The sequence below is a fragment of the Arthrospiribacter ruber genome (genome assembly GCF_019343195.1).
GTDB lineage: Bacteria > Bacteroidota > Bacteroidia > Cytophagales > Cyclobacteriaceae > Arthrospiribacter > Arthrospiribacter ruber.
This window is the reverse complement of the sequence record NZ_RPHB01000010.1, coordinates 124525-149991: the sequence shown is the minus strand read 5'-3', so window position 1 is coordinate 149991 and position 25467 is coordinate 124525. Positions and strand designations below refer to the sequence as shown.

The following is a 25467-nucleotide window of genomic DNA, read 5'->3' as shown; positions in this document are numbered from 1 at the left end:
CGCAGCGAGTGCCGCGAGAAATAGCTATTTATCATTAATTTCCCAGTTTTTATCTTGGAAAAGTGTCTCCCGATTTAAGGTTCAGGAGATCCTTCGTTTATTTCTCACTACCATTGACAGATGTGGAGGGGTCGTCACCCTGAGTGATGCGAAGGATCTCTTGATAAAAAAGTTAGGAGATTCTTCGTTCGGACCATTGACATACATTGGGGGCGGCATGTCACCCTGAGTGAAACGAAAGCCTGCCCCGATTTTTTCGGGGGGTCTCTTTGACTTGAGTGCAGGAGATTCTTCGTTCGTTCCTCACTACCATTGACAGATTAAAGGGACCGTCATTCTGAACGCAGTGAAGAATCTCCCACTCTTAAAGGAAGGAGATCCTTCATCTCCGCAAGCTCCGATTCAGGATGACGTACACCAACTGTCATTCCCTTTCTGTAAATGCAAAATTTCAATATCCCAGCATGACGTCATCTTTTTACCGCCGGTTTAAGACCTTTATTGATTTTCTGTTCAATCGTATAGAATCAGGCATTCAAATTTTCTAATTCCTTTGCTTCTTGGCGTCCTTGCGAGAAAAAAACTCCGCGATCCTACCGAAAAAAATTAGGACAAGTTTTACCCCTCTTAAAACTCTGCGTGAACTATCCGCGTGAGAAATAAAACCCCTCTCCTACCAATGACAGATATGGAGGGATCGTCATTCTGAACGTAGTGAAGAATCTCCTACTTTTAAAGAGAGGAGATCCTTCATCTCCGCAAGCTCCGGTTACCATTGAAGTACACCAACTGTCATTGCCTTTCTGTAAATGCAAAATTTCAATATCCCAGCATGACGTCATCTTTTTACCTCCGGTTTAAGACCTTTATTGATTTTCTGTTCAATCGTATAGAATCAGGCATTCAAATTTTCTAATTCCTTTGCTTCTTTGCGTCCTTGCGAGAAAAAAACTCCGCGATCCTACCGAAAAAAAATAGGACAAGTTTTACCCCTCTTAAAACTCTGCGTGAACTATCCGCGTGAGAAATAAAACCCCTCTCCTATTCACTCCTCATAATAATAGGAGTAATCAATGCCTTTCATAAACATTTCCCTGTCATTGATCTTTGAAGTGAGCGCAATTTCTATCAGTTGCATAAGTACACTGCTGTCAACCGTACTGATGATCATTGCATTCATGTAATTATCCTTACTAATTTTACTCCAGTCTACACATTTTTTCAATTCTTTTTTAAGCATCAAATCCAGCCATATCCTTGTACTTCGGCCATTACCTTCCAAAAAAGGATGTGCTTTATTCATTTCCGTATACTTCAAAATAATCTCCTCCAATGTGCTTTGAGGCATGTCATCTATTTTTTGCAAGGTGCTCTTTAAGTGTTGGGCATATACAAACCTAAACCCTCCTTTTGAAATACTTTTTTCTCTGATTTGACCGGCAAAGTCATACAAACCTCCAAATAGATAGGCATGGATCTGTTTTAATCCTTTGGTAGTGCCTACTTCAATTGCGTTTATGAGATTGCTGTCAAAGAGGGTGTAGGCTTTCTTTTTACTTTGCCCATCAATGCTGGTATCGCTGTAAAGAAACCAGTCTAAAAACTTATTTGCCTTATTATTGGGGAAACTTTTGCATAGTTCAATTACTCCATCACTATCCAACATATCCGTTTTATAGCTTTTGCCGTCTGCAGCTCTTAATTTCAGTTGGGTAGTGCCACTAACCAACTGATGGTTTTCCTTTTTCAGCTTAGCTTTCAGGTACTTCCAATAGTTTCGGACTTTTTTGTAATCTGGCTCTTCATTCAACACTCCAACAATATCCAAAACACTAAACCACCATTTGGAACTTTCATCGTCCCAAACGGCGCGTACCTCACGGTCATCAAAAAAACGGATGGATAGTTTCATGGCTATTGGCTAATATATTCGATTTGTCCAATTTACTTCATATACATGAAGATCTAATTATCCTAGAACCTGAAACTAAGTCATTTTTTACTTTTTGAACTTGAAACCACCACAGGCATTAATATCTTATTTTGATTCAAATGCCTGTGTTGCAACACAGGCTATTCATGGTTTAACCCCCCGGGGGATTTTTAATCATTCACATTTCTGAAATTGTCAAATTTAATAATTGAGCATGACGTATCTTACTACTGCCGGTTTAAGACCTTTAAAGGATTTCAGTTCAATCGCCTAGAATCAGGTAATTCTATTTTCTAAATTCTTTGCGTCATAGCGTCTTTGCGAGAAATCAAACTCCGCGTGAACCTTACCGTTACCCCTAAAAAAACGAAAAAGGCCAGCCCAACGGACTGACCTTATTTCAAACACAAAACAACTTAACACTTTACCTAATCTATCCTGACCTCGAAGTAATACTCCTGACCATTAGGATACACACCTAATATAACTATCTCTTCTCCTTGATTGTTTTTCAAAATCTCGGAAAGGTCATCTGCTCCACTGATTCTATACCTTCCATCTGCACCTATCACCGAAGTAATGATAAACCCTACTTTGGCACCTGATTTCTTCCATGCTTCATTGTCAATGCTCACAATAGCAGCACCTCCTTGGATTTTGAGTCTGGATTTGACATCCGGCTTCACTTCCTCAAACGTCACTCCTCCAAAAGTGCTCCTTTTTGGTGCTTCTTTTCTGATGATTTTAGTGTCACCGGAAATATTTTTCAAAGTGGCAGAAGTTGTCTGCTCTTGACCTTTTCTAAGATATTTGACTTCTACTTTGTCTCCAGGACGCTTTCTGGCAACCATTTCTTGGAGCCTGGCTACATTATTGGTTTCTACCCCATCTACACCGATGATCACATCTCCTTTTTTCAATCCGGCTGCTTCACCTCCCGATCCTTCATTGACATCTATCACATACACACCTCTGCTGACACCAATGGTTTCGCCAAGTCTTTCCTCAAGTTCAGGACTGACGTCCTGTATCTGAACTCCTAGAAGACCTCTTTGTACCGCTCCAAATTCCAACAAATCATCCATTACTTTTTTAACAATGGAAGTAGGAATAGCAAATGCATAACCATTGAAGGTTCCTGTCCGGGAAGCAATAGCTGTATTGATCCCTATCAGCTCTCCGGCAAGGTTAACCAATGCACCTCCTGAATTTCCAGGATTGACCACTGCATCAGTCTGAAGGAAAGATTCAATCTGAAGGTTGTTTTCCATATCTCTAAGGATACCTATATTTCTTGCTTTAGCACTGATAATACCGGCAGTAACCGTGGAATTCAGATCAAATGGATTACCCACAGCGAGTACCCATTCTCCTACATTTACCTGATCTGAATCACCAAACCTGACAAATGGCAAACCTTTGGCTTCGATTTTAAGCAAAGCTAGATCTGTGGTAGGATCAGTCCCGATCACCCTTGCTGAATACCTTGTATTGTCTTCCAAGGAGATTTCAATTCTTGAAGAATTTTCTACAACGTGGTTGTTGGTCACGATATATCCATCTTCAGAGATGATCACACCTGATCCTGAACTTCTACCTTCTCTGGGAGCTCCTCCCCTATCAGGCGACCTAAATCCGAAAAACTCCTCGAAGGGATCTGCTCCCCTTTGTCTTTGGGAGACAGTGACACTGCTTCTGACATGGACTACCGCGGGGGTGACCATTTGTGCGGAAGCTACGAAATTGATTCCATCAGGGACGGTAAACTTGTCATTGGAAAGCCAATTGACCAAGCTGGCATCTTGCTTATCTGTGAAATTGGTCGCGGAATTCTGCTTCGAAAGGTAGCTGGCACCGGCCAAGGCAACGATACCTCCAATAAGTGAAGCTAAGATGATTCCCAAGAAGAATTGCTTTTTATTCATGTTCTCGTGGTTTAAGTTCTCTGTTTTTCTTTTTCGCAAAAACCAGGCGTAAAGATTTGGATTTCTTTAAAATTAACAAGCCTTAACCCCTTTTTTCACTGTTTTTAACAAACCTTACAATCTAAACAAAAAAAAAGGAAGTGGGTTTCCCCACTTACCTATTTTACTTCTATGGTAGCTTTATTGTTTTTCTTTTCTGCCTTAGGCAAAACCAATTTTAAGAGGCCGTCTTCATACTTAGCAGAAATTTTATCTGTTTCCACGTCCTCAGGTAAATAAAAAGACCTTGAGAAAGAACCGTAGTGCGTTTCAACAGAGTGGAAATTTTTTCCTTCTTTCTTTTCCTCCATTTTTCTTTCCCCTGAAATGATAAGCCTTCCATCAACAAGCTCAAGGTTGAAGTCTGACTTTTTCATTCCGGGAACAGATACTTGAATGTCATACTTCTCCTGATCTTCCGAGATGTCTACCGCGGGCGTAAACTGTTTCACGCTTTGTCCAATGCTGTCATTGAAAAACCTGTCCAGCATGCTGGAGAAGCTGGTTGGATACTGCGTATCAAGGTTGTTGTATCTTGCGAGTTTCATAGTGGTAATAGTTTTAGGTTATTGATTAAAATGATCACACTTACTCTTCCATAAATTATATACCAGGGGACATTCTGCGCCATATTGACGTGATAAATACCTAAATCACCAATAAACAGGTCATATTGACAGTAAAAACAAGGGTTTTATCCTACATTTGTCTTTGAGTAAGAATCACTCTATCTTTTAGCAGCTAATTATCGAAGCAGTATGCCATTCAAAATTGTTTTTTCAGGTTTTCTCCTTCTATGCCTTTCATTTTTGCCTGTTTTTGGACAAGAGGAAAGTGTAAGTCGATCAGTGGACTCTCTCTTGATAAGCAATGGAGACAAGACCCCTGCTGATACCGTCCCAAGCATGCCCAGAACAAGTCTTGAAGCCAGTATTCAGAGAACACAGGAAGCCTCTTTCAAAATTGGGAGGGTCAATCAGATTTTAAGGAAGGAACTGGACACCACGGATATTGCCCTTTTGATCCCTCAAGCAGATAGATTTATCCAGACGGTAGAGTCGAGGCTTGACAATCCGGAATCCAAAATTAATCTAAGGTACATCAATGCTCTCCTAAATTGGAGGGAAACAATAGGAGAAAAAATCAATAATGAGGACAAGAATATCAGTAGCCGTATCCAAGAACTGGCATTGGTCAAACAAAAACTCGATTCAATTCGGCAAGATGATAACATAAGAGGCCAACTGAGAGACACTACGCTGCTTCCCGAATACCAACAGTCTTTAAGAACATTAAGAACCAATCTTGAACTTGCCGACAGCACCCTCAATGCCCAAAGACTGAGTGTAGCAAGGTTCCAATCAAGGGTCGCCAATCTCAACATTCGGATCAAGGAAATAGATGAAAGATTACACAGCGAAAAAAGGATATTGGAAAGGGCTTTGTTTTCCAAAGAAACCAATTACATCTGGGAACCGAGAGAGTTTTTCAACACTGAAAGATTGATAGATGTTTTCAGGGATTCTCTGCGCTTCAACCTGATCATATTAGGTGGGTATATCAATAATCACCTTGGACTGACTGCCTTTTTGATCATATTGGCTTTGCTGATGTACCGATGGGCAAGCTCAAACCTTAGAAAGATCAGAAGTGAAAAGGAGTTTGCCACCATCATTATGGCCCGGATCAGGTACCTTCCCAAACATCCTTTTTTGACCAGTTTATTGTTTGTATTAGCTATAGCACCGCTTTTATTCACTAATCCACCTGTATCTTTTTTTATATTTATCTTGATTTTGACAGTCAGCATTTCGGGCATTTTACTAAGACTGAGGATAGGAAAAAGAGGAATGAGGGTATGGTTGCTCCTTTATGGATTATTTGTAATTAGCTCTGCAAGCAACCTGTATTGGGAAGTAGCCTACCAAGAAAGATGGCACCTACTGCTTTTTAACCTAGCTGGGGTTTTATTGGGACTGAAGTTGATCAGATTGCAAAAAATGGAAAAAGAATACATTCCGGAATATGTCCACATTTTGGCCAAAATATATATTTCATTTTGCTCTATATCTATCCTAGCCAATATTTTAGGGAGATTTAGTTTGGCGAAAATGATAGGAATCACTGCGACACTCAGCCTTTTGCATGCTATTAGTCTAATTATTTTCATCATCATCATCAAGGAATTCATTTACCTTCAGATTGAAGTCAGCCGTAAAAATGAAAACGAATTCACTTCGGTCATTGATTTTTATGATATCCAAAAAAGAATCAACAGCCTTTTTTCCTATCTGGCCATTGCCATCTGGGCATATTACTTTTTTGAAAGTCTTACAATTCTGGAAACCTTACTGGAAGGAATAGGAGAATTTCTTTCCAAGCCTAGGAATATTCTTAATGCCACCTTCACATTTGCGCAGATTGCTGTATTTATATTGGTGGTTTACATTTCCACCTTCCTTGCCAACACAGTAGCTTATTTTGCCAATATCAAGGACCAGCAAAATGTGAACTTCAGGAATAAAAGACTGGGGTCTTCTATTCTATTGATCCGTCTTGCAGTATTGACCGTAGGTTTTCTGATCGCTATTGCGGCATCCGGCATACCGGTGGACAAAATTGCCATTGTCCTTGGGGCATTGTCCGTGGGTATTGGTTTTGGCCTGCAGACCATAGTCAACAACTTGGTATCCGGAGTAATTCTGGCCTTTGAAAGACCCATTCAGATAGGGGATGTGATACAGGTCGGAAGTATAGAGGGTACTGTCAGGGAAATTGGGATTAGGGCCAGTAAAATCAAAAACTGGGACGGCGCAGAGGTGATTATCCCAAATGGTGACCTCCTTGCACAGCAACTGACCAACTGGACCCTTTCGGATAAACAGAGGCGGGTAGAATTGATCATAGGCGTCAGTTATAGTGCTGATATGGACCTGGTCACGCGCTTGATCCAGGAGCAGTTGGATAGGGAAGAAGTACTCAAAACCCCTCCAGCTAGGGTCTACATGCAGGCATTCGCAGACTCCTCAGTCAATTTCCGAGTCCTTTTCTGGGTCAATGACATCGATATATGGGTAATCCTCCGAGACCAGGTCATGCGCAGCATATGGAAAGCATTTAAGGACAATAATGTGGAAATTCCCTTCCCACAGAGAGACTTACACGTCAAAAGCTTCCCCGGCCTGATCAAAGAAAGCATTTCCAAAGCTTCAGATATTGAAGAAAGTGAAGATGAGGACAAAAAAATAAACCCTGACAAATCTTAAAATCTGTCAGGGCTATCTAAAAGAAGGGTTTAAATCAAGCCCTTCTTTGTCTTATTCCCTCATATATCACCACAGCAGCTGAAACGGAAACGTTTAGGCTTTCTATATTCCCTGCCATTGGGATTTTGACAAATTCATCTGAAATCCCCATCAATTCCTGTGATATACCATCCTCTTCAGAACCCAAGATCAAGGCAGTGGGCAAAGTAAAATCTGCCTCATACATCAGTCTTTCAGTCTTTTCACTTACGCTGACGATATTGAGACCCATTTTCTTGAGGTCCTTTACAGTGTAGTAGAGGTTTTTGACCCTGACCACAGGTAGATGATTGAGTGCACCGGCGGATGTTTTCACCGCATCAGAATTGATTTGGGCACTACCCTTCTCAGGAATCACTACCGCATGCACACCGGCACAGTCAGCAGTCCTGGCTATAGCACCAAAATTCCTCACATCTGTAATCCTATCCAGCACAAGTATCATGGGAGCCACTCCTTTGGAATAACATTCTTCTATGACATTGTCCAGAGAAGCATATTGGATCGAAGACATGTGGGCGATGACACCCTGATGGTTTTTTCTGGTAATCCTGTTGAGCTTACCATCAGGTACTCTGACTACTGGTATCCTTTCCTGCTTTGCCAGCTTCAGCAGTTCTTTGACCAGTTCATTGTTTACTTCCTTATCTACCAGTATTTTGTCAATATCCTTTTGCGCGTTGATCGCTTCAATGACGGCCCTGGTACCGAAAATAAAATCTTTCTCGTGTTCACCCTTATTGATCAGAAAGCCATCTGTCCGTTTCTCCATAATGTTATGCTTTTGAACCACTCCGGCTGAAGGCTTCTGGAGCGGTTGAGTATATAATAATTAGGTGTCAAAATATTTTTGACGCGTGCAAAGGTAAAGGTAATTTTTGAATTGGAGTTGGCTACGAGATAAGACCAGATTTCCCCATTGAGTTTAAAGGATACTTCATTGGGAGGACCCATCACCGTATACACCATCCCCCGGTCAGTTTTCCAGCCTTCTTTGAAATCCGTGAATAGAATATTGGCAAACTCAATCTGCTTAAAATATTCCCTGATAAGCTTTTTGGCCTGATCCTCGTCTTTGGTCAGGCCTATCCAATATTGGTCAAGGGCGATCTTGGCATCTTCAGCAGCATTAAGAGACTCGTGTTCTTTTCTTGTGGAAATATAGACGACCATTTCTACCATTTCATCGTAATCTTTTACTTTTGGAAAAGCGTCATGCACAGTCCTCAACATCATACCCTTGGTAGAATTGGTATCAGATTGGATCAGAAAATACCCGTCTTCCTCAAATTTTTTAGGGGTATTGAGCAGGAAATCTCCCTGATAATTGACAGTCACTTCTCTGGGAACTGCAGCCGGTCTGATCTCCATCGGAGGCAAAGGCACATCAAACGAGGCCGGATAATGAAACTTATGAAGCATGGCTGTTGTACTACCTCTAAACTCTACTGCATCATTTTTGACTATAAAATTCTGGTCAAAAGGAATATTGTCCCCGTAATAGGCCCAAAAATCCGGGTAACCAAAAACAAAAGGACTAATTAGGTCAGCGTGATAGTAATATTCATCCCCCTGTCTGGTATCAGTGGCTCTAAAAAGTGCAAAGGCCATTTCCTGCTCTTCAGGAATGGTCACTTTTTTTTCAAAATAGAAGTGAAAATCAGTTTCCCTCACCAAATCTTCCTCTGTGAGATTGATCATATTTTGGGCGGTAATGGGCTCCTGAAAGGAGGATAGAATTCCATACGAAAAATTATAAACCCCAAACTCAATGTTTTCTTCTATTTTTTCCACCGGCATCTGCAACACAAAAGTCCGGTCTGACTCTTTTACAGGAAGAATCTTTGGAGATATCCTAGAGTACCTGGAGTACCTCAATGCTTGATTGAGCTGCTCCAAGGTCTGTTGGGCTTGAGAGACAATTGGAAATAGAAGTAAGATAGAAAGTAGGCCTGAAACAAGGGCGTATTTTATACTGATTTGTTGTCTGATCATCTGCTTTTAAAAATTAAGCTTATTTTTGCTCAAATTAATGAAATTTTAAATGGCTACCTATACAACGGAAATCACTTCGGATAAGTTAGTGAGTGACAATCCCATTCACCAACGTCTGCTCAAAGCGTATATTGCTGCCAAACCATTCGTGAAGGGAGACCTTTTGGAAGTTGGCTGTGGAGAAGGAAGGGGCGTAGAGGTACTTTTACCAAAAGCCACCTCCTATTTGGGTTTGGATAAGATCCAGGAAGTGATAGAAACTTTAAGCGCAAAATTTCCAGAGGCAAAATTCCAACAGGCCATTATTCCTCCTTTTGCCGGAATCGAAGACAACAGCTTTGATACTGTAGTCAGTTTTCAGGTCATTGAACACATAGAAAATGACAAACTCTTTTTGCAGGAAATCTACAGGGTACTTAAGCCGGGAGGCAAGGCCATAATTTCTACCCCAAATATCCGTCACACCCTATCCAGAAACCCTTGGCATATCCGGGAATATACTGCACCACAATTGAGTCGGCTTTGCGAAGATATTTTCGATGAAGTGGAAACTATGGGCATCGGGGGCAATTCCAAAGTATGGAATTACCACGAAGCCAACAGAAAATCTGTCAACCGCATCATGCGATTTGATGTCTTCAACCTTCAGTACAGGCTTCCAGCTTCCGTTCTTAGGTGGCCTTATGAAGTACTGAACAGGATTAACCGAAATAAGCTCCACAAGCAACAGGGCCAACAAGTAACCGATATCAGCGAAAAAGACTACCTCTTGGTAGACCATCCTGATAAAGGGCTAGACCTTTTTTATGTCTTGAAAAAATCTTCCGACTGAGGCATACAATTTATTTAGATCAGAAACTTTCCTTTAGAAATTCCACTGCAGCTTCTACAGACATCATTTCCTGTTTGCCGGTTTTAAGGTTTTTAAGGGATACCTTATTTTCCGAAATCTCATTATCACCCAACACAATGACAAAAGGAATATCCTTCTTATCGGCATAAGAGATCTGCTTTTTCATTTTGGAAAGATCCGGATAGAGCTCTGAAGAAATGCTTGCAGATCTCAGTTCACCCAGTACCTGTAGCCCATATTCGAAGCCCTGCTGATCAAAATAGGTGATCAGTACTTTGGTGTATTCATTGGCCTGCTTGGGAAACAGATTCAACTCTTCCATTACATCGTAAATCCTGTCTACCCCAAAGGAAAAACCAACTCCTGATACGCCATCAAGCCCAAAAACCCCGGTAAGGTTATCATACCTTCCTCCACCACTTACAGAACCTATGGACACATTATTCACTTTAACTTCAAAAATGGCACCTGTGTAATAAGACAGACCTCGGGCAAGTACCGCATCAAACTCCACCTTTTCTTCATCCGATCCATATTTGGAAAGCAATGCAAAAACTTCCTCCAGTTCCTGAATTCCTTTCATCCCTACAGCCGAATCAGAAAGAAACTCTTTGAGAGAAGACAATTTCCCTTTATTGCCGTCTAACATGTCCACCACAGGATTAAGTTTTTGAATGGCAGCAGCAGAAAAATTTCTCTGCACCAGTTCTTCCTGAACTTTTTCCCAGCCTATTTTATCCAATTTATCGATGGCCACGCAAAGTTCAGCTTCCCTTCCGTTTTCTCCAATAGCCTCGGCCATTCCTGTGAGAATCTTTCGGTTGTTGATTTTGATGGTGTAATCCTCTATTCCAAGTTCTCCAAACACTTTTTTGATCATCAGGAGGATTTCCAGTTCACAGATCAGACTGTCTGTCCCGACCACATCGGCATCACATTGATAAAACTCCCTATACCTGCCCTTCTGAGGTCGGTCAGCTCTCCATACAGGTTGTATTTGAAATCTTTTGAACGGAAAAGAGATTTCGTTTCTGTTCATCACCACATAGCGCGCAAAAGGCACAGTCAAATCATAGCGCAAACCCTTTTCTGCTACTTTTGGCAACACATGCCCAGGACCATGCTCCAGGTCACCTGATTCTACATTTTTTAGAAAATCACCACTATTAAGTATCTTGAAAAGAAGCTGATCCCCCTCGTCACCGTATTTCCCGGTCAAAGTGCTCAGGTTTTCCATGGCAGGAGTTTCGAGTTGTTGAAATCCGAAAAGTCTGAAAGTATCTTTTATGGTATCGAGGATAAAATTTCTTTTGGCCATTTGAACTGGCCCAAAATCCCTGGTTCCTTTGGGTAAGCTTGGTTTTTGCACGGACATGATTTGTTTTATTTTGCCCAAAGTTAAGTAAAATCAAAATTTTATTTTAATTTTGCACCTCATTTGGGACAACATAAACAGATAATACGATGGCTGTTACTACATTAAAAAGAAAACTAAGAAGAAAAAGACAAGCTCAAAATACAAGAGTTTTGAAAATCAAACAATTGAGTGCCAAGCCGGTAATCAAAAATGTTGATATTGAAGAGTTGAAGAAAAGCTTCGACAAATAAGATTTACTTTTTCTGGTAAAGAAATAACGAGGCGGACAGATTGTTCGCCTTTGTTGTTTATTAACAAAAATATTACCTCCCCCTTTTTCCCAATTCAACAACCCTCAAGTTCTGGATCTTTCCAGCATCAATTTCAAAAAGCAGCATAGTTCTCATTATGTGGAACCCATGCTGACCGATAGCACCAGGGTTCAAATAAAGGCAGTTTAATTCCCGGTCATACTCGACTTTGCAGATATGGGAGTGTCCGCACACAAACAATTGTGGTTTTTCTGTTTTCAAAAGCGCCTTAATTCCCTTTGCATATCGTGGTGGTTTTCCGCCGATATGGGTCATCAGTATTTTCATGCCTTCCACCTTAAAGATCAAGGTTTCCGGAAACCTATCCTGCATTACCGCATCATCAATATTCCCAAAGATTACCCTTTGGATCTTTCCGGGTGGTAAGGCTTCAATCACCCGATGATCTCCTATGTCTCCTGCGTGCCAAATTTCATCTACCTCCCTGAGGTGACTTAGCGTGGCTTCATCAATATAACTATGCGAATCTGAAATCAGAGCAATTTTAATCATGGCCCAAAAATAAGGCATTTTCGAAACCTTTTATCAGGAGCAATATCCGACACTCAAAATACCTGTCAAATAAGGCAGTCAATTGCCAAAGCTTGTTTTGGATTTGAGGGATTAGTTCCTATTTTTACGAGCCAAAATATTGTTTACATAATGAGAGTTATCCAATTTAGAGAAGCAGTACGTGAGGCCATGTCTGAGGAAATGAGGCGCGACAAAAACGTGTTCCTTATGGGCGAAGAGGTGGCAGAATATAATGGAGCATATAAGGTCTCCCAGGGAATGTTGGACGAATTTGGTCCGGACAGGGTATATGACACACCTATTGCCGAGCTAGGCTTTGCCGGCTTGGGGGTGGGAGCAGCAATGAACGGCCTTAGACCGATCATCGAGTTTATGACCTTCAATTTCTCCTTGGTAGCCATTGATCAGATCATCAATTCGGCCGCAAAAATGCTAGCCATGTCAGGCGGAGCTTACAATGTACCCATTGTATTCAGAGGACCTACAGGTAATGCAGGACAGTTGGGCGCGACCCACTCTTCCAATTTTGAAAACTGGTTTGCCAACACTCCTGGACTAAAAGTGGTGGTACCATCCAATCCTTATGATGCCAAAGGTCTGCTAAAGGCTTCAATCAGAGATGACGATCCGGTTATCTTTATGGAGTCGGAATTGATGTATTCAGACAAGGGTGAAGTACCTGAAAGCGAATACCTGCTTCCTATCGGTGTAGCTGATATCAAAAGGAAAGGTAAAGACGTAACCATAGTGTCCTTTGGCAAAATGATGAAAGTAGCGCTAGAAGCTGCTGAAGAGCTTGCCAATGATGGGATAGAGGCTGAAGTAATCGATTTGAGAACGGTAAGACCTATAGACTATGCTACAGTAGTAGAATCTGTAAAAAAGACCAACAGGTGCGTGGTAGTAGAAGAAGCCAATCCGATAGCAGCCATTTCTTCTGAAATCACTTATCATCTTCAAAGAAACGCCTTTGATTATTTGGATGCCCCTGTAGTGAGAGTCAATTCCATGGATATTCCATTGAGTTACGCTCCTACCTACATTGATGCTACCATACCAAATGTCAAGAGAACCCTGGATGCGGTAAAAGACGTGATGTACAAAAAGTAACCATAACAGATTAAATTTATACGGCCTTTGGAATTGCTTCCAAAGGCCTTTTTTATTTATTTCTCTACACTCCTACACCTCTGCTGACTGGTTCAAGTCTTCAGCCCTGGTTCAAGTCTTCAGACTTGGACCACCCCTCCCCAGTTTTCAAACTACATAATTTGGGTCAGAGCAAAACTCAAAGATACCTGTCAGTCTAGCTTAGTCCTCCTCCATTATCCTATTGCCCACTTTGCCAAGCTAGCCGACTAGCTACTCTCAGGCAAGCTATTTCAGCATGGCAAGTACTCAAAATCGCAGTAGACTAAGGGTATTTAAAACCAAAAAACCAGCCAAGACTTAAATCTGGGCTGGTCTTTGTTTAAACAGGTCGCTTGAGATTTTCAGCAGGCCTAAATTAATTTATTCTATAATTTATCGATAGAGTGTTTATTGCTCTGCGCCACAATAGATCGAGGCCATATGTTAATCTGAACCTTTCACTAAACTTAATATTGCTATAGGAAATTTGACTCCCAACGGAATACGAAAGGTTGTTTCGATAACTATTTGAAGAAGATACCAAGCTGCCATTTATAATCAATTCTGAAGTCGCATATAATCTATTACCAAAAAACAACCCTGCACCAAGACCAAAATCCAATATGTGTCCATTTTTCTCTAATAATTTCTTTTCAAGAAATGTATTCATCCGAACACTTCTTTGGTACCATCTTGTAGGACAGTCTGCCGGATTATTGCATCTCGGAACAAAATCAAATCCGATCTGTGTGACAGAATTAATCTCATATTTACTCCAAAGGCCAAACCTGTAAGAACCATGAATTCCACGGCCAAAGTTGCTTCCACCTCCAAATTTTTGGCTATTGATTGCTATTCCACTTACACCAATTGAAAATTCTTTTACACCCTGACTCTTCCCTATAAAAGGAAGCAAGAAAACCAAATAAATTATTAAAGTTGTTTTTCTCATAAAAATTTGGGAAAAGTGAAATTATAAATGATTTCAATGATAGCCATATTATTTAGTTAAAAAAAAAATAAATTTGATTTTTCTCATATTTTTAAAAGTTTTTATCCTCTTTTATTAAACAGACTTGCTAATTTTATATTTTTTATTATTTTTAAGATATAATATTAACTTGATAATTAATGTAAAAATGAAATCAGATAAAACTGCGTGATCAGACCTTACATAATTTTGTTTTAGAGCCTCGCATCTAATTCAAGTCTTCAGACTTGGACCAACCCTCCCCAGTTTTCAAACTACATAATTTGGGTCAGAGCAAAACTCAAAGAAATCAGTCAGTCTAGCTTAGTCCTCCTCCATTATCCTATTGCCCACTTTGCCAAGCTAGCCGACTAGCTACTCTCAGGCAAGCTATTTCAGCATGGCAAGTACTCAAAATCGCAGTAGACAAAGGGTATTTAAAACCAAAAAACCAGCGAACCCGAGAACCCTTTTAAAAAAAGGCCACTGACCATATACACCATCATAATCCTTCTTGACTCATTATTATTCATTCATTTTTCGAAATTTTATGAAATTTGAATATCGAACAAAGAACATCGAATAATGAATGATGAAGTATCTCCCTTCATCCCTCATCCTTTTTTTCATCTCCCATCCTTCCTAAAATCTGCTTCACCAAAAAAAAGACCACCCTGCAGAGCAAAGTGGTCATTGATTGTAAAAACCAATCTATTAATTATTGTTCATCATGGCTCCCGAAGCTCCACCATCACCTTCTTTGATATCGTCGTTGGTCACCCCTCTTTTCCTTCTTCTTGGTCCATCAACACTTAACTTACCGATTCTATAGTTGAAATTGATTTTGAAGTTCATATTCCTCATGGTATTGCTACCCTGCTGCATGATCATAGGAGTATTCAGTTCATTTCTGATGACCATTTCTCTGGCAAGGAAGTTTTCCGCTCCAAATCCAATACTGCCTTTTTTCTCATTAAACTGCTTATTGATATTCAGGCTATACATGCCAAACCCACCTGCGAATCCCTGAAGCTGTACTTGTCTGCCCCTTGCGAAAGCAAATGACTGCAGCTGCCAGTTGTTAGGTAGCGAATAGTTTGCAAATAGTCTGCCACTGATCACAAATCCCTGATTGGAAGCAGCAAACATCGGATCTTCCAATCCATTTGTCAGGTCTGCATAATACCCATCAATACTTCCGTTGAGAGAGAATTTGCCGGAAAGGTTGACATTGGAGAATACCGAAAAACCATAAGCCCTTTCAAAACCTATATTTTCGTAGGTAGTATAGATCACATCATCATCCATTACGGTACGCACAGGCTGAATGGAACCTGTGGTATTTCTGAAGTACGCTGTAAAATTCAAACTGGAACCTTTTACAAAAGTACTGTAGGACATTTCGTAGTTGTCTGTCAATTCCGGATCCAGCAGGGGATTACCTTGAGAAATCTGCTGCGGGTTGGCCGCATTGATGTTTGGGTTTAGGAAGTTAAGGAAAGGACGCTGCACCCTTCTGTTGTAAGCAGCTTTGATCATGTTGCCTTTTTCCAGCTTACGGCTCAGGTTCATACTTGGAATCAGCAAGCCATAAGAAGGTATGTCTGCATCGATTTCTGAATTCCTGAAATCTGCATTGATATTGGTGTACTCATACCTCAAGCCTCCTTTAAATGAATACTTTTCGAGAAAATTAGTAGTGTAAGAAGCGTAGGCTGCCGTTACATTTTGATCATAGCTGAACTCATTAGAAAGGTTGATATCGTCCACTTTTTCAAATTCCCCATCCGCACCATCTGCAATAAAGTATGCGAAGTCACTTTCCGCTCTCCGAAGAATATTTTTGGCTCCATATTCCAAAATATGGTTTTTACCATCCCCAAGTGGAGTTACGTAATCCAATTGAAGTGTGAATTCCTGGTTCAATCCTAGGTCATTATTTTTAACTCTGTTGAGAATTTCATCGAATGTTCCGGTATAGAGACTATTGATAAAGTCATTGGTAAGGTTATTTTGGGAATACAAACCTGAAATGCTGAATTCTTTCAATGGCTTCTCATAAGTCTTGGTATAGTTGAAATTGACATCCACATTGTTGGATCGGTTTCTAACATTGACATCTCTCAATAAGGAACTTACCAACTCTTCCTCGATAAATGTTTCAGTCAAAAGTCCATCCTGACGGTTGCTCATATTTCTCAAACCAAAACTCACAGAGGCGGTCAGAAAGTTAAATTTGTTGATTTCGTAATCCCAACCGAAATTATATCTCCCAAACATCATATTGGTACGGGTATCCGCAGCTTGAAAAATATTGGCAACTGTACCATCTGCACCTGTTACTATTTGATTGTTTTCAAAAGCTCCAATTATATTGTACCCAGCTCTGCCGAATCCACCTAAAGTCCAACCCATTTTACCTCTTTTTAAGCTGGCATTCAATCCAAGGTTTGAACCTCTGATGCCTGCACTGCTGTTCACATTCAAAGTAGCACCCTGAAGGTTATTTTTCTTTGTTACGATATTAATCACACCACCTGTACCTTCTGCATCATATTTGGCAGATGGGGAAGTAATGACCTCAATGGATTTGATTTCTTCTGCAGGAATCTGCTTCAAGGCTTCCGACACATTGGATGCGACTATAGCAGATTGCTTGCCATTGATCAACACAAGGATATTGGAGCTTCCCCTCATAGAGACGTTGCCATCCAGATCAACTGAAAGCATAGGTACTCTTCTCATCACATCTGCTGCATCTCCACCAACAAGGGTCCTGTCATTTTCAGCATTATAAATAGTCCTATCCACCTTTTCTTCTATCAGATCTCGCTGTCCCATCACTGTCACTTCCTGTAGCGCCACAGCATCTGTCTCCATAGAGATATTGCCAAGTCGAATATCATAATTGGTATCCGTTACTGTAATTGTGGAAGAAGCAAAAGACTGGAACCCCATGAAAGATACCTGTACTTGGTAGGTGCCGTTTTTAAAATTGGTGATAACAAACTCACCGTCAAAGTCGGCTACTGCACCTGCAATACTTTTTTCAGTTTCTACATCTATAAGGGAAACTGCTGCATAAGCTACTGGTTCTCCAGAGCCCTTCTCCATGATTTTCCCGCTAATCCTGTATACTGGCTTTTCTGTAGGCTCTTCCTGCGAAAAAACCTGAAAGCTCATGGCAAAGATCAAAAAGGAAAGTGAAAGTAATTTTTGGTAATAGGTCTTCATTTTCTGTGTAGTAAAATTGTGTTGTTTGTCAGTTAGGACAGTTTTCGACAGCAAAGGTTTTCAAATGGTAACTCAAAAAAAAATCTATTAGACCATATGCCTGATTCTATCGATGAAGCCCACTTTCCAAAGGATGAATGGAGAGTCTAACATTGACATTAAAATTTTATCCTACATTCAAGCGATTCTATCGACACATTACCTTAACTGGTAGATAAAAGTAGTATGTAAACAAAATTTTATTTTAGTTTACTGAAAATTAGCTTATTTTAAATAAATGCAGGAAGTGAGCATCAAAAAGAACATATCGATTATCTCCCACGTATTGGGCTGGGCACTATTTGGCGCACTGCTATTCCTATTGATCCCTTTCTCGAGTAGACTGGAGTTCCCTATGGAATTTTGGACCAAGCAGATTTTGATGTTCGGTATTCTTATTGCTACATTTTATTTCAATTATTTCTATCTCATTCCGCGACTGCTTTTCAAAAATAAGGTAGGTTTGTTTTTGATCTTAAACCTCCTTGGAGGCCTGGCCTATATCGGCCTTTTGATTCTTTTTGATGAAATTTTCAACATGCAGCAGCTGATGCATCAAGTATTTAGACCAGGAACTGAATATGTGAAAAGACCTAGAAATTATTCCTACGACTTCTACAACGTGCTTATTTTCTATATGGCGGTAGGGGTCAGTACGAGCATTGCTACCGTACAAAAATGGCAACAGGATGAAAAAATCAGATTTGAACTGGAAAAAGCCAAAACCAATTCTGAACTCTCCTATCTCAAAGCACAGATCAATCCACATTTCTTCTTTAATACACTTAATAACATCTATGCCCTTACCAACCTGGACGTGGAACAAGCCAAAACAGCCCTGCTCAAACTGAGCAGAATGATGCGCTATGTCTTATATGAGACTGAAAAGAACCAAACCCTTTTGAGCAAGGAGGTGGATTTTTTGATGGATTTCATCGAGTTGATGAAAATGCGGCTTTCCAATAAAGTGCATTTGGACATTCAGCTTCCCGAAAAGGTACAGAATATAGAGATTGCGCCAATGCTGTTTTTGCCCTTTATAGAAAACTGTTTCAAACATGGGGTGAGTTCACAGCAGGAAAGCACTATTTCCATTCGACTGGAAAATTCTGACAACCAACTGCGTCTGATAACAAAAAACAACGTTTTCAAAGCAAAAGAAAATACTCCTGAAGGACAGTCAAGCGGCATCGGGCTTGCCAATACCAAAAGAAGACTGGAACTTCTTTACCCCCATCAACACAACCTTAAAATCTCAGAGAACAAAGAAAATAACTATTTTGAGGTTGATTTAAAATTAACTTTAGCATGACCATCAACTGCATCGCTGTAGACGACGAACCTCTAGCTTTGGATTTGATTACCAAATTCATTGAACAAACCTCATTCCTCAAGCTGGATGCAAAATTTGACAATGCCATTCAGGCTTTGGGCTACCTAAATGCCAATGAAGTCGATTTGGTTTTTCTTGACATTCAAATGCCCGACCTTTCCGGAATGGAGCTCGCTAGGATTTTGGATGGAAAAAACCAAAACAAAAAACCAAGAATCATTTTTACCACTGCCTACAACCAATTTGCAATTGAAGGATATAAAGTAGATGCTTTGGATTATTTGCTTAAGCCTTATAGCTATGAGGAGTTTCTTAAAGCCTCTACTAAAGCCTATCAATATTACGAAAAGCTGGAAAGTGCAAACACGGAAGAAAAACAACTGGAAAAATCCCTGGATTATATTTTTTTGAAAGTAGAATATCAGTTGGTGAAAGTCATCCTCAAAGAAATCACCCACATAGAAGCTTATAAAGACTACGTCAAAGTGTTCCTCAAAGACAAACCAAACCCACTTTTATCCCTGATAAGCATGAAAAACATGGAAGAAATGCTTCCATCAGATTGTTTTATGAGAGTCCATAGATCCTACATCATCAACCTAGACCATATTGACTCAGTAGCCAGAAACATCATCAATATCGGGAAATATCAGATTTCAGTAAGTGACAACTACAAGGAGGACTTTTTGCAGTTTATGAGCAAATGGATGAAATAAACTGTATCACAAAATATTTTTAGAATTTTTATAAATATTTCAATAAAAAAACAACCGTTTCCTATTGTATTAAAAACTTTCGGGTGAGTTTTCAGTTCATTATTTTGAACATTATCTCTCAGTAAACGTATTTTTACTGTTTAAAAACACTTAAACTGTCCTTTGAGACTAAATTAAACCTTGATGACGGATAGACAAAAATCATTTATGAAAATGGCCATCGACCTTTCCAGGTCAGGTATGAATCAAGGTAAAGGTGGACCTTTCGGCTGTGTGATTGTCAAGGATGGTCAAGTAGTGGGAATAGGTTCCAATTCGGTCATCTCCACCAATGATCCAACTGCCCATGCTGAGGTGGTGGCCATACGAGATGCCTGTAAAAACCTGGGACATTTCCAATTGGACGGATGTGAAGTTTACACATCCTGCGAACCTTGCCCCATGTGTTTAGGAGCGATATATTGGGCCAGGCCCAGTAAAGTGTATTTTGCCAATGATAAAAATGATGCGGCAGAAGCAGGTTTTGACGATCAATTCATCTATGAAGAGATTGATATGGAAGGTAAGGAAAGGAGGATACCCTTTATGCAAGTGATGCAAGCCGAAGCCAAAAAAGTCTTTGAAGAATGGGTATCAAAAGAGAATAAAACTTTATACTAAAACCAAACACCAACAATTATGAAAAAGATAAGCTTATTTGTTATTACAGCCGGAATGGCCATGGCAGTGGCCTGTTCAGGAGGGAAATCCGAAGAAGAAAGGTATGTTTACGAAGGAGATAAAATCGTCGACGAAGTAACCGGAGATGAATATTATATGGAAGAAGACAATGTAATCACTGTCAAGCATACAGATGGGACTACCGAAAAACTTGCGATCGATGAAACTCCATTTTTCGAATCTGCACTTTCAGAAGACTATATACAAAGTCTGGAGGCCAGATATAGGGAAAGGAAAGAAAGCCTACTCGTTGAAAAAAAGGAAAAACTTAGAGAAGCCAGAAGATCCAGGTATGCAGACTTAGGAGATGATGAGCTTTTAGAGAGATTCAGACAGGCACATAGAGACAACCTGGACATGCCAAGACAAATGGACATGATGGCCGAGCTGGTAGACAGAGGTATTGTCTCTGAAGATGAGGCTCCTGAGCTATTGGAAATAGAGCCTGAAATGGTCGACCTAGAAATAGAAATCGAAGAACCTCCAATGGATTAATAAAACAGACTTTAAAGTTTCCTGATTTCAGAAAAAATATAAAAAGCCTCCGGAACTTAGCTCCTGAGGCTTTTTTATTGTGAGAAATTTGTAGACACAAACAAAGAACAGTATTCCATGTGGCTGCTCAAAAAGTATGACCTCCCATTTCTGTATTGGAACCTGATGTTAAAAGGAAGGGCATAACTAAAGAAGGCTTCCATTCCAAATCATTTGTTTTAGACGTGTTATCCCCTGTGTTATTTGACTAAGATGGTCACTTATTACACAGGGGATTTTCTTAACTTAATAATTTTCACAAGTAGGACAGCATACAAAAGGAACCTTGGTCAGAGGTGAAGTCCTTAGGATTCGGAAATGGCCCAGGCCCGAAGATAGAGGCTGCTGATTTTCATGGGGATGTGAATCGGATTTAAATTCCCCGGCCCATTGATTTCCTGCAAATCCCGCAAAACCTCTAGTTCCCCTTCTCATGTTTCTGAGATGATCGGAAAAATTGGTAATGTTGCCAAAAACCTCCACCACAAGCACACTCAATGGGCTATCTTCAGGCAAACCCATGCTTTTCAGCAAGTCTGCAATTTCCAAACTTGAATATTCTGAAGTCCCCATAGGATGGAGATTTTTGTGTAAGGAAAGAAAAGCCCCAATATCTATTATTTCGGGTTTGAATTCAAAACTTGTTGGCTGAGTAGAAACATTCACCGGATTGAATGAAAAAGCCTGGAGCTTTTCCTGAATTTCAGCAGCTTTTTGCGCCTTTTCTCTTTCAAAATCATGTCTCATCATTTTTTCTGATAGTAAGATATTCCTGTAATCCCGTCCATCTGCCTGTATTACCTGAGTGTAGAGCAAGGACCAAAGGCTGGTTCTGGGAGGTTTGGCGGTAACATTTTTACCTTTCAAGACCGCTTTGGCAAAAGGTGCACTGACATATAGGGAGGTTTCATCCCTAGTGACGCTGCATAAGAGATTGGGACAAGGATGCTGAATCCCTGTAACCCGAATAGGTTTCCCAAACCTACCTTGTGCTGTGGACCAAAGGTTGTCTTCCTGCTCTGCCCAATGGGTATGGCCTACCCTGAATTCGTAGGTAAAAAACCCGAACATCTCAGGACTTTCCGAGTGAAGTCCCGGAGGCAAGGGCAGAATATAATGCCTATCACTGTCACTTGCCTTAATCATGGGTTGCATAGCATCCAATCCTGCCATGTCATCAGATTGCCCCGGCACCACAACACGGGTAAATTCAGGTGAAATGGGAAGTTCAGATTCTTCAGGTGCTGCAAACTGGTCCAGGTTGTTTGAACTTAACAATTGATCAGGAGAATTGGCCAAAACCCTACAAAAATAAGTGTCATCCGGACTTTCAATGGCTTCCTCAAATTCTACCCAAAGGTGCTTTCTCCTTGCTTCAGTGCTGCTGTAATCCTCAGATCTTAAATAGGGTGAAAAAGCCAAACCCACTGAAACTATTTTGGGGATCTGGGAAGGCCTCAAGACTGTGGGGAGTTTCAGGTCCTCAGCTTCTATTTTATCAATTTGAGCATGTCCCGGTCTTGCTTGTGGCATGATGGAATAATCTACCCAAAGTTCATCAGGTAACCTTGGATTGCTATTGGAAGCAGATCTTCGGAAGGGAGACTTGGGCTCTATGGCATCAATATATACGATTCTGGTGAATCCTCTTTCTACTCTGCCAAACCTGTTGGGTTGCAAAGATTCAAAAGAAGCCGTTTCCAAAAACTCTATATCGCCTACATGCGATTCTATAATAGGTGCTGGAGCTCCTGATGAATAGGAAATACTTAAGCCTAGCACTTCCTTAAGTTTTCTTTGCAGAATCTGCTGTGGAGTAAAACTGCCCGCAGCTGCCTCTATCATGTCCCGTCTGAAAGCTGTGGATTTCCCAATACTGAAAGCCGTGGTTTGCAACCCATCCCAAGTCCAGTCCCTATTGACCTGATAACTCAAGCATCCCAGCCAATGATCCTGTAACTCTGACCTGCTGGCAAAAGTCACACTGCTGCCATCAGGGGAAAGGGAGTGACGGATTCTACTGCTCACCCCAAAAACCACCCTTTCTCCTTTGGGGGCATATATAGTCATTCCTTTTGCTTTCAGACCCAAGGCCATAGCCAAACGCTGCACTATATCAGAAACTTCCTGAGTCCTGTTATTGAGCAGATGAAACTTCAAGAGATCCTTGAGATTGCCCTTTACCAAGGGCACTTCATTCGCCCTTAAAAACAAGGCTTGATGGGTTGGAATATTTTTGTAAGGTATCAATAGATTATCCTCTACCTCAGTTTCTTTGTAAAACATAAACTGTAGGGATTTCCCGTACCTGCTATCCAGTTCATGATTTCCTTCATTGACCATTCCAAAATAAACCTGATCATCAACAGCCCCGCTGTCTGCTACTGCCCTGATACCTAATCTGATGTGTCTGCCCTTTGGCAGCACTATTTCCTGCATGCCATCAAGATCTGCTTTTCGGAGATCATCTCTCAAAAAGGGATTTGCAGGTTCACCAAGATTGAGCACAGGCACATCAATAAATGTGATGGGAACTTCCATTCCTTCCTCATAGTCATCTGAAAAATTCCTATGTGTAGTATACAAAATGATATAGTTTTCATTGCCCTCTTGACTGAGCTGATTGTCCATCTGAAGGGTCTTTACTTCTACCCTGATCTCAACTGTGTTGGCATCAGGATCGGGAATCCCTAACACCAGCTGATCGTCTGCATTAAAATCAAGGTCTTTGAGCATCTGTATAGGGTCTTGCCCTCTTTGCTGGTATTTACCGGTCAAAACCACCGCAGGGTACTCCATCAACGGTCTTTGTATCCTCAACACCTGCCCATCATTGAAGGATTGTTCCTCCAGATCAGCTGAATTAAAGTATTTGCCCTGTAGCTTGGTAACATGCTCTGGTTTTTCAATCCTTAGGGTATCCGGTGCCACATACCTTTTGAAAGATACAGTTGTCTGAGGTGAAGGACCGGCATGCAAAGGCTCATCTTCCAGAGTAGGTCCGCCACCGCTCAGGTCAGCCATTCTTATCCTGAATTGGTAGGTTCTGCCATATCGCAACTCAGTATGGATTTCCGGTGAAGCCAACACATCGTTTTTCTCTGTGCTCCTGTCTTTTTCCTCAGGATTGTCCTCATCATCAATTATTGCTTTGTTATCCCTGTCATTCTTATAAATCTCAATGGCATCCCTGTCTTCTACTGCGAGACTTTTTCCTATCCAATTGGCAAAATACATGGGAAGCCAATAAGGGTTGGGCTGTAGGGTCCGCTTCTTGGAGGGATATACCTGATGGGACAATTCTACGGTCTTATCCTCCAAGGTATCGGCAAGAGCAAGCACTCCTTTGTTATAAAAAGCCTTATTGAGGTTTTCCCATTCCGCCCCCTCTATCTGCTCCCTTACGTCTATTTTGTAACCCGCAACTCCAAGAGGAGCATCTACTCTTTTTCCGTTCCCGGGAGTGTCAGCTTCATTTTCTATCAACTGCCTGACATACCAAATCAAAATCTGTTCATCATCCCAGGCCAATCTGATTCCTGACTCGTATTGAGGATGGATACCATCCGGATTTTCCTTAAGAATATCTGTACTCACGGCCTGCCCAGCATGAACTATTTTGGCAAAGCCATCATTGTAAACAATACTTTCTCTGAACAGTGCATCCCAAGGGGCCGGGGGAACAACCTCAAATTCCGTCTGCCCACTTTTCCTGTACAAGACCGGGAAAAGGATGGGAGCAAATACCGGTCTTGGACTATCTTCCTCCAGTTTTGGAATTCTGGCCGCGTACCTTTTGATCAGAGGACCATCATCATGCTCCAGTGACAGGCCCTGTACTGTAGACCAAGCCTGATTGTTGACCTCCACATACAGGTATCCTCCATTAGTAATCTCATCTGCTTCCAACTCTATACTGGACTCATAAATCATCCCACATGCCTCTGCTAAAAGTGGTTGTTTGAGGATATACGCAAATACTTTTCCCCAACTCAATTCCTTCTTGGGCTGATAATCGGTGATTTCGTCTACTTCTTTTTTGAGTGCGCATTCATAACTGTCATCCGTCACTGCGTTGGGATGTGCAGGCCGGGTAAAATTGAAACTCTTCCGATAACTCTCGGGAAGGAATTTTTTCACACTCAGGTTTAAGGGGAGCACGTCCCCAAGCCTATCTCCGGTATCAGAAATATTAACCACTCCAAAAATCTCCGCAATGGCCTGGATGGTTTCCAGCTTTCTGTTACTGGGCTTGATGTCTGCGCTGACCATTCTGGGCTGCCGCTGGGCTGCTGACGCATTGCTAAGGGGAAAATCATCCAAACCCCTGACAAAAGCCAATGAAAACTCGGGCTGTAGCTCGGCAAATGGAGGCACTTCCTGTAGCGGGCTGAGTCCTACCTGAAAGGCTTCAAATGGATTATGGTTCCTGGGTATGATGACTATATTGACATGAAGGTTTTTCCCATCAAATCTTTGGGGGAATACCATCGTAGTGAAAGCTCTGAATTTTTCCATAATTGAAAATGATTAAAAAT

Annotated in this window: 18 protein-coding genes; 8 read left to right on the top strand and 10 right to left on the bottom strand. The window is 41.0% G+C overall.

What is annotated here, in order from left to right:
* Positions 1-1045: 1045 nt before the first annotated feature.
* The 3 genes from fic to EGN73_RS19415 form a co-directional block, all read right to left on the bottom strand.
* A complete protein-coding gene (gene fic, locus EGN73_RS19425) occupies positions 1046-1912 on the bottom strand; it encodes a protein adenylyltransferase Fic (protein WP_219293449.1) in 867 nt (288 codons plus the stop codon).
* Between the two features lie 449 nt (positions 1913-2361).
* Positions 2362-3858, bottom strand: coding sequence for a Do family serine endopeptidase (locus tag EGN73_RS19420; protein WP_219293447.1), 1497 nt, complete (start codon positions 3856-3858; stop codon positions 2362-2364).
* 158 nt (positions 3859-4016) lie between these two features.
* Entirely contained in the window at positions 4017-4445 is a 429-nt protein-coding gene (locus tag EGN73_RS19415; protein ID WP_219293445.1) for an Hsp20/alpha crystallin family protein, read from the bottom strand.
* A gap of 210 nt (positions 4446-4655) precedes the next feature.
* On the opposite strand from EGN73_RS19415, the gene EGN73_RS19410 reads away from it, so the two are divergent.
* Complete coding sequence (locus EGN73_RS19410; RefSeq protein WP_219293443.1) at positions 4656-7163, top strand: mechanosensitive ion channel family protein; 2508 nt, start codon at positions 4656-4658, stop codon at positions 7161-7163.
* Positions 7164-7197: 34 nt separating this feature from the next.
* On the opposite strand, the gene rlmB is transcribed toward EGN73_RS19410, so the two are convergent.
* Both rlmB and EGN73_RS19400 read right to left on the bottom strand, forming a co-directional pair.
* The gene (rlmB, locus tag EGN73_RS19405; RefSeq protein ID WP_219293441.1) at positions 7198-7974 is read right to left on the bottom strand and encodes a 23S rRNA (guanosine(2251)-2'-O)-methyltransferase RlmB; all 777 of its coding nucleotides are present in this window, start codon (positions 7972-7974) and stop codon (positions 7198-7200) included.
* Positions 7947-9197: a GWxTD domain-containing protein gene (locus tag EGN73_RS19400; protein ID WP_219293439.1), complete on the bottom strand. Its 1251-nt coding sequence runs from the start codon at positions 9195-9197 to the stop codon at positions 7947-7949. The genes rlmB and EGN73_RS19400 overlap by 28 nt, the downstream gene beginning before the upstream one ends.
* 49 nt (positions 9198-9246) lie before the next feature.
* On the opposite strand from EGN73_RS19400, the gene EGN73_RS19395 reads away from it, so the two are divergent.
* On the top strand, positions 9247-10029 hold the full coding sequence (locus EGN73_RS19395) for a class I SAM-dependent methyltransferase (RefSeq protein ID WP_219293437.1): 783 nt from the start codon (positions 9247-9249) through the stop codon (positions 10027-10029).
* Positions 10030-10048: 19 nt separating this feature from the next.
* Here the strand turns inward: EGN73_RS19395 and hisS are convergent, their stop codons facing one another.
* Positions 10049-11425, bottom strand: a complete 1377-nt coding sequence (gene hisS / locus EGN73_RS19390; protein ID WP_219293435.1) for a histidine--tRNA ligase — start codon at positions 11423-11425, stop codon at positions 10049-10051.
* 89 nt (positions 11426-11514) lie between these two features.
* On the opposite strand from hisS, the gene EGN73_RS19385 reads away from it, so the two are divergent.
* The gene (locus EGN73_RS19385) at positions 11515-11658 is read left to right on the top strand and encodes a hypothetical protein (protein ID WP_219293433.1); all 144 of its coding nucleotides are present in this window, start codon (positions 11515-11517) and stop codon (positions 11656-11658) included.
* Positions 11659-11730: 72 nt separating this feature from the next.
* Here EGN73_RS19385 and EGN73_RS19380 read toward each other — a convergent pair whose 3' ends face one another.
* Positions 11731-12231, bottom strand: a complete 501-nt coding sequence (locus EGN73_RS19380; protein WP_219293547.1) for a metallophosphoesterase family protein — start codon at positions 12229-12231, stop codon at positions 11731-11733.
* A 150-nt stretch (positions 12232-12381) separates the two neighbouring features.
* Between EGN73_RS19380 and EGN73_RS19375 the strand changes: the two genes are divergently transcribed.
* Positions 12382-13362: a pyruvate dehydrogenase complex E1 component subunit beta gene (locus EGN73_RS19375; RefSeq protein ID WP_219293431.1), complete on the top strand. Its 981-nt coding sequence runs from the start codon at positions 12382-12384 to the stop codon at positions 13360-13362.
* Positions 13363-13759: 397 nt separating this feature from the next.
* Here the strand turns inward: EGN73_RS19375 and EGN73_RS19370 are convergent, their stop codons facing one another.
* Complete coding sequence (locus EGN73_RS19370) at positions 13760-14335, bottom strand: hypothetical protein (RefSeq protein ID WP_219293429.1); 576 nt, start codon at positions 14333-14335, stop codon at positions 13760-13762.
* A gap of 732 nt (positions 14336-15067) precedes the next feature.
* Positions 15068-17587, bottom strand: a complete 2520-nt coding sequence (locus EGN73_RS19365; RefSeq protein ID WP_219293427.1) for a TonB-dependent receptor — start codon at positions 17585-17587, stop codon at positions 15068-15070.
* 277 nt (positions 17588-17864) lie between these two features.
* On the opposite strand from EGN73_RS19365, the gene EGN73_RS19360 reads away from it, so the two are divergent.
* The 4 genes from EGN73_RS19360 to EGN73_RS19345 all read left to right on the top strand — a co-directional run bounded on the left by EGN73_RS19360 (position 17865) and on the right by EGN73_RS19345 (position 20890).
* Positions 17865-18938 carry a sensor histidine kinase gene (locus EGN73_RS19360; protein ID WP_219293425.1) on the top strand — a complete coding sequence of 358 codons (1074 nt, stop codon included), beginning with the start codon at positions 17865-17867 and terminating at the stop codon, positions 18936-18938.
* Positions 18935-19675, top strand: a complete 741-nt coding sequence (locus EGN73_RS19355; protein WP_219293423.1) for a LytR/AlgR family response regulator transcription factor — start codon at positions 18935-18937, stop codon at positions 19673-19675. Before EGN73_RS19360 ends, EGN73_RS19355 begins: the two co-directional genes overlap by 4 nt.
* Positions 19676-19858: 183 nt before the next feature.
* Positions 19859-20335, top strand: a complete 477-nt coding sequence (locus EGN73_RS19350) for a nucleoside deaminase (protein WP_219293421.1) — start codon at positions 19859-19861, stop codon at positions 20333-20335.
* Between the two features lie 18 nt (positions 20336-20353).
* Positions 20354-20890, top strand: coding sequence for a hypothetical protein (locus EGN73_RS19345; RefSeq protein WP_219293419.1), 537 nt, complete (start codon positions 20354-20356; stop codon positions 20888-20890).
* 285 nt (positions 20891-21175) lie between these two features.
* Here EGN73_RS19345 and EGN73_RS19340 read toward each other — a convergent pair whose 3' ends face one another.
* The gene (locus EGN73_RS19340) at positions 21176-25447 is read right to left on the bottom strand and encodes a hypothetical protein (protein ID WP_219293417.1); all 4272 of its coding nucleotides are present in this window, start codon (positions 25445-25447) and stop codon (positions 21176-21178) included.
* Positions 25448-25467 lie beyond the last annotated feature (20 nt).

Bases quoted from the DNA above. Each gene is read 5' to 3' on its own strand.
- fic (WP_219293449.1), bottom strand. From the start codon at position 1,912: ATGAAACTATCCATCCGTTTTTTTGATGACCGTGAGGTACGCGCCGTT.
- EGN73_RS19420 (WP_219293447.1), bottom strand. From the start codon at position 3,858: ATGAATAAAAAGCAATTCTTCTTGGGAATCATCTTAGCTTCACTTATT.
- EGN73_RS19415 (WP_219293445.1), bottom strand. From the start codon at position 4,445: ATGAAACTCGCAAGATACAACAACCTTGATACGCAGTATCCAACCAGC.
- EGN73_RS19410 (WP_219293443.1), top strand. From the start codon at position 4,656: ATGCCATTCAAAATTGTTTTTTCAGGTTTTCTCCTTCTATGCCTTTCA.
- rlmB (WP_219293441.1), bottom strand. From the start codon at position 7,974: ATGGAGAAACGGACAGATGGCTTTCTGATCAATAAGGGTGAACACGAG.
- EGN73_RS19400 (WP_219293439.1), bottom strand. From the start codon at position 9,197: ATGATCAGACAACAAATCAGTATAAAATACGCCCTTGTTTCAGGCCTA.
- EGN73_RS19395 (WP_219293437.1), top strand. From the start codon at position 9,247: ATGGCTACCTATACAACGGAAATCACTTCGGATAAGTTAGTGAGTGAC.
- hisS (WP_219293435.1), bottom strand. From the start codon at position 11,425: ATGTCCGTGCAAAAACCAAGCTTACCCAAAGGAACCAGGGATTTTGGG.
- EGN73_RS19385 (WP_219293433.1), top strand. From the start codon at position 11,515: ATGGCTGTTACTACATTAAAAAGAAAACTAAGAAGAAAAAGACAAGCT.
- EGN73_RS19380 (WP_219293547.1), bottom strand. From the start codon at position 12,231: ATGATTAAAATTGCTCTGATTTCAGATTCGCATAGTTATATTGATGAA.
- EGN73_RS19375 (WP_219293431.1), top strand. From the start codon at position 12,382: ATGAGAGTTATCCAATTTAGAGAAGCAGTACGTGAGGCCATGTCTGAG.
- EGN73_RS19370 (WP_219293429.1), bottom strand. From the start codon at position 14,335: ATGAGAAAAACAACTTTAATAATTTATTTGGTTTTCTTGCTTCCTTTT.
- EGN73_RS19365 (WP_219293427.1), bottom strand. From the start codon at position 17,587: ATGAAGACCTATTACCAAAAATTACTTTCACTTTCCTTTTTGATCTTT.
- EGN73_RS19360 (WP_219293425.1), top strand. From the start codon at position 17,865: ATGCAGGAAGTGAGCATCAAAAAGAACATATCGATTATCTCCCACGTA.
- EGN73_RS19355 (WP_219293423.1), top strand. From the start codon at position 18,935: ATGACCATCAACTGCATCGCTGTAGACGACGAACCTCTAGCTTTGGAT.
- EGN73_RS19350 (WP_219293421.1), top strand. From the start codon at position 19,859: ATGACGGATAGACAAAAATCATTTATGAAAATGGCCATCGACCTTTCC.
- EGN73_RS19345 (WP_219293419.1), top strand. From the start codon at position 20,354: ATGAAAAAGATAAGCTTATTTGTTATTACAGCCGGAATGGCCATGGCA.
- EGN73_RS19340 (WP_219293417.1), bottom strand. From the start codon at position 25,447: ATGGAAAAATTCAGAGCTTTCACTACGATGGTATTCCCCCAAAGATTT.